Genomic DNA, 5,601 nt, shown 5'->3' on the forward strand with positions numbered 1-5,601 from the left:
GTGTGTGGTTACAACTTGAACAGATTTGTTTCCTGTATTTTGTTGTGTTTTGTTGTGTTTGGTTCCGTGTTGTTGGTTGGGAACCGCATAGTGGACGAGGGCAGCATATCTTTTACACCAGCCCTGGTGTGAACGTCTTTTGATGCCGTTCACGGGTGGTGTGTGTGGTGTAAGTTATCGGCTTATTAGTACCGGTCAGCTTCACAAGTCGTTAGTCCTTGCTTCCACGTCCGGCCTATCAACCCAGTGGTCTGGCTGGGGGCCTCTCACACAAATGTGTATGGAAATCTCATCTCGAAGCAGGCTTCCCGCTTAGATGCTTTCAGCGGTTATCCCATCCGAACGTAGCTAATCAGCGGTGCACTTGGCAGTACAACTGACACACCAGAGGTTCGTCCGTCCCGGTCCTCTCGTACTAAGGACAGCCCTTCTCAAATTTCCTGCGCGCGCAGCGGATAGGGACCGAACTGTCTCACGACGTTCTAAACCCAGCTCGCGTACCGCTTTAATGGGCGAACAGCCCAACCCTTGGGACCTACTCCAGCCCCAGGATGCGACGAGCCGACATCGAGGTGCCAAACCATGCCGTCGATATGGACTCTTGGGCAAGATCAGCCTGTTATCCCCGAGGTACCTTTTATCCGTTGAGCGACGGCCATTCCACAATGTACCGCCGGATCACTAGTCCCGACTTTCGTCCCTGCTTGAGATGTCTCTCTCACAGTCAAGCTCCCTTGTGCACTTACACTCGACACCTGATTGCCAACCAGGCTGAGGGAACCTTTGGGCGCCTCCGTTACTTTTTAGGAGGCAACCGCCCCAGTTAAACTACCCATCAGGCACTGTCCCTGACCCGGATTACGGGCCGAAGTTAGATATCCAGTATGACCAGAGTGGTATTTCAACGATGACTCCCCCTGAACTAGCGTCCAGGGTTCACAGTCTCCCACCTATCCTACACAAGCCACACCGAACACCAATACCAAACTATAGTGAAGGTCTCGGGGTCTTTCCGTCCTGCTGCGCGTAACGAGCATCTTTACTCGTAGTGCAATTTCGCCGAGCTTATGGTTGAGACAGCGGGGAAGTCGTTACTCCATTCGTGCAGGTCGGAACTTACCCGACAAGGAATTTCGCTACCTTAGGATGGTTATAGTTACCACCGCCGTTTACTGGGGCTTAAATTCCCAGCTTCGCACCCCGAAGGGCACTAACCGGTCCTCTTAACCTTCCAGCACCGGGCAGGAGTCAGTCCGTATACATCGTCTTGCGACTTCGCACGGACCTGTGTTTTTAGTAAACAGTCGCTTCCCCCTGGTCTCTGCGGCCCCACAACGCTCACAACAGCAAGTGTTGGTCACGGGTGAGGCCCCCCTTCTCCCGAAGTTACGGGGGCATTTTGCCGAGTTCCTTAACCATAATTCTCTCGATCGCCTTAGTATTCTCTACCTGATCACCTGTGTCGGTTTGGGGTACGGGCGGCTAAAACCTCGCGCCGATGCTTTTCTAGGCAGCATAGGATCACCGGATCCCCGCATAACGGGGCCCATCGGGTCTCAGAGACGGTATCAAAACCAGGACCACGGATTTGCCTATGGTCCCTCCTACATCCTTAGACCGGGGCAACCATCGCCCGGCCCGGCTACCTTCCTGCGTCACACCTGTTAATACGCTTACCTCCCAGGATCAGGTCCCACGCTCCACCAAAAACTACGTCACCCCAAAGGGTGGGTAATCAGGTTTCGGGTGGTTAGTATCCCCTGCTCAGTATGGGCGGTTTTTCGCCGGTACGGGAATATCAACCCGTTGTCCATCGACTACGCCTGTCGGCCTCGCCTTAGGTCCCGACTTACCCAGGGCAGATTAGCTTGACCCTGGAACCCTTGATCATTCGGCGGACGGGTTTCTCACCCGTCTTTCGCTACTCATGCCTGCATTCTCACTCGTGTAGGCTCCACCGCTGGTTTACACCGCGACTTCACCGCCCACACGACGCTCCCCTACCACTCCAGACGCCTGAACTCAGGAGAACAAGTCTCCGGCTTAGCTATCATCTGAAATCCACAACTTCGGCGGTGTACTTGAGCCCCGCTACATTGTCGGCGCGGAATCACTTGACCAGTGAGCTATTACGCACTCTTTCAAGGATGGCTGCTTCTAAGCCAACCTCCTGGTTGTCTTCGCAACTCCACATCCTTTCCCACTTAGCACACGCTTAGGGGCCTTAGTTGGTGGTCTGGGCTGTTTCCCTCTCGACTATGAAGCTTATCCCCCACAGTCTCACTGCTACGCTCTCACTTACCGGCATTCGGAGTTTGGCTGACGTCAGTAACCTTGTAGGGCCCATTAGCCATCCAGTAGCTCTACCTCCGATAAGAAACACATAACGCTGCACCTAAATGCATTTCGGGGAGAACCAGCTATCACGAAGTTTGATTGGCCTTTCACCCCTACCCACAGCTCATCCCCTCCATTTTCAACTGAAGTGGGTTCGGTCCTCCACGACGTCTTACCGTCGCTTCAACCTGGCCATGGGTAGATCACTTCGCTTCGGGTCTAGATCACGCCACTCACTCGCCCTATTCAGACTCGCTTTCGCTACGGCTTCCCCACACGGGTTAACCTCGCGACGTAACACTAACTCGCAGGCTCATTCTTCAAAAGGCACGCCATCACACCACCACCCCCGAAAGGATGACAACGCTCTGACGGATTGTAGGCACACGGTTTCAGGTACTGTTTCACTCCCCTCCCGGGGTACTTTTCACCTTTCCCTCACGGTACTTGTCCGCTATCGGTCATCAGGGAGTATTTAGGCTTACCAGGTGGTCCTGGCAGATTCGCACGGGATTTCTCGGGCCCCGTACTACTTGGGATACTCTCCAAACGGCAGCACGCATTACGGTTACGGGACTTACACCCTCTCCGGCCGGCCTTTCAAGACCGTTCACCTATACGCCTGCACTCATTTCACTGATCCGGCAGAATCAGAACGGAAAGTCCCGCAACCCCAGTGATGCAACGCCCGCCGGCTATCACACACCACTGGTTTAGCCTCATCCGCGTTCGCTCGCCACTACTAACGGAATCACTATTGTTTTCTCTTCCTGTGGGTACTGAGATGTTTCACTTCCCCACGTTCCCTCCACGCACCCTATGTGTTCAGATGCGGGTCACCCGGTCCATCGCTGGCCAGGCGGGGTTTCCCCATTCGGAAATCCTGGGCTCACAGTCCGGTTATCGACTCCCCCAGGCTTATCGCAGATTCCCACGTCCTTCTTCGGCTCCTGATGCCAAGGCATCCACCGTGTGCCCTTAAAAACTTGACCACAAAAGATCAAAAAACATATCGAGAAAACCATGGCACCAAACCGAAGTCTGAAACCAAGATTTTTTGAAATTGCTTCTTATTTTTAAGATGCTCTCGTCCACTATGCAGTTCTCAACCAACAACCCCACACCACCAACCAAAACCCCCACACACCAACCGGCATGCATTCAAGGGATCCCGCTGCCATGGCAAGGAAAAACCAGAAACACCAACACCCCAACCCATCCCACACCACCCACACACCCCCCTGGCCACCCCCCACAAAGGAGGAAGAAAACCACAAGAACATGCCAGATAACGCACGAGAATCAGGGCCCTGTTATTTCAGGACCCAACAGTGTGCCATACGATAAACCCGATCACCACCAACTGACACCCTTTCCACACCACCCCCGAAGGGACAGCCGTACTCAACTATCAGCCAGCGCCACCAGGCACCTATCCATTGATATTCCACCCATGAGCAGCCCACCGCGGAACAAACGCCCGCGCAATAGGCCATACTCCTACAAACCCCACACCCACCACAGAGGACAGATGCAACAATTCGAGGTGCTCCTTAGAAAGGAGGTGATCCAGCCGCACCTTCCGGTACGGCTACCTTGTTACGACTTAGTCCCAATCGCCGGTCCCACCTTCGACAGCTCCCTCCCCACAAGGGGGTTAGGCCACCGGCTTCGGGTGTTACCAACTTTCGTGACTTGACGGGCGGTGTGTACAAGGCCCGGGAACGTATTCACCGCAGCGTTGCTGATCTGCGATTACTAGCGACTCCGACTTCATGAGGTCGAGTTGCAGACCTCAATCCGAACTGAGACCGGCTTTTTGGGATTAGCTCCACCTCACAGTATCGCAACCCTTTGTACCGGCCATTGTAGCATGCGTGAAGCCCAAGACATAAGGGGCATGATGATTTGACGTCGTCCCCACCTTCCTCCGAGTTGACCCCGGCAGTCTCCTATGAGTCCCCGCCATCACGCGCTGGCAACATAGAACGAGGGTTGCGCTCGTTGCGGGACTTAACCCAACATCTCACGACACGAGCTGACGACAACCATGCACCACCTGTAAACCGGCCGCAAGCGGCCAACACATCTCTGCGCTGTTCCAGTTCATGTCAAGCCTTGGTAAGGTTCTTCGCGTTGCATCGAATTAATCCGCATGCTCCGCCGCTTGTGCGGGCCCCCGTCAATTCCTTTGAGTTTTAGCCTTGCGGCCGTACTCCCCAGGCGGGGCACTTAATGCGTTAGCTACGGCGCGGAAAACGTGGAATGTCCCCCACACCTAGTGCCCAACGTTTACGGCATGGACTACCAGGGTATCTAATCCTGTTCGCTCCCCATGCTTTCGCTCCTCAGCGTCAGTTAATGCCCAGAGACCTGCCTTCGCCATCGGTGTTCCTCCTGATATCTGCGCATTTCACCGCTACACCAGGAATTCCAGTCTCCCCTACATCACTCTAGTCTGCCCGTACCCACCGCAGATCCGGAGTTAAGCCCCGGACTTTCACGGCAGACGCGACAAACCGCCTACGAGCTCTTTACGCCCAATAATTCCGGATAACGCTTGCGCCCTACGTATTACCGCGGCTGCTGGCACGTAGTTAGCCGGCGCTTCTTCTGCAGGTACCGTCACTTACGCTTCTTCCCTACTGAAAGAGGTTTACAACCCGAAGGCCTTCATCCCCCACGCGGCGTCGCTGCATCAGGCTTGCGCCCATTGTGCAATATTCCCCACTGCTGCCTCCCGTAGGAGTCTGGGCCGTGTCTCAGTCCCAGTGTGGCCGTCCACCCTCTCAGGCCGGCTACCCGTCGTCGCCTTGGTAGGCCATTACCCCACCAACAAGCTGATAGGCCGCGAGTCCATCCAAAACCGCAATAAAGCTTTCCACCAACATGGCATGCACCAATCGGTCATATCCAGTATTAGACCCAGTTTCCCAGGCTTATCCCAGAGTTAAGGGCAGGTTACTCACGTGTTACTCACCCGTTCGCCACTAATCCCCCAGCAAGCTGGGATCATCGTTCGACTTGCATGTGTTAAGCACGCCGCCAGCGTTCATCCTGAGCCAGGATCAAACTCTCCGTAAATGTTATACAGACACGCACCCACCACCAGGAAAAACCAGCAAACAGGCACGCGCAAAATTCGAAACCAGCCAAAAACAACCACACAACACCACAAAATGGCATCATGCAGCCAAATTCAACCAATCAATAAAACAATCGGTATCAACAAACATGGCACACTATTGAGTTCTCAAACAACAG

2 rRNA genes are annotated in these 5,601 nt (G+C 54.4%); both read right to left on the reverse strand.

What is annotated here, in order from left to right:
* Positions 1-164: 164 nt before the first annotated feature.
* Positions 165-3,329: ribosomal RNA gene (locus ACX80G_RS17070) — 23S ribosomal RNA — on the reverse strand.
* Between the two features lie 565 nt (positions 3,330-3,894).
* A 16S ribosomal RNA gene (locus ACX80G_RS17075) occupies positions 3,895-5,421 on the reverse strand.
* The 16S and 23S rRNA genes sit together here, the layout of an rRNA operon.
* Positions 5,422-5,601 lie beyond the last annotated feature (180 nt).

The organism is Arthrobacter glycogeni (assembly GCF_054510815.1).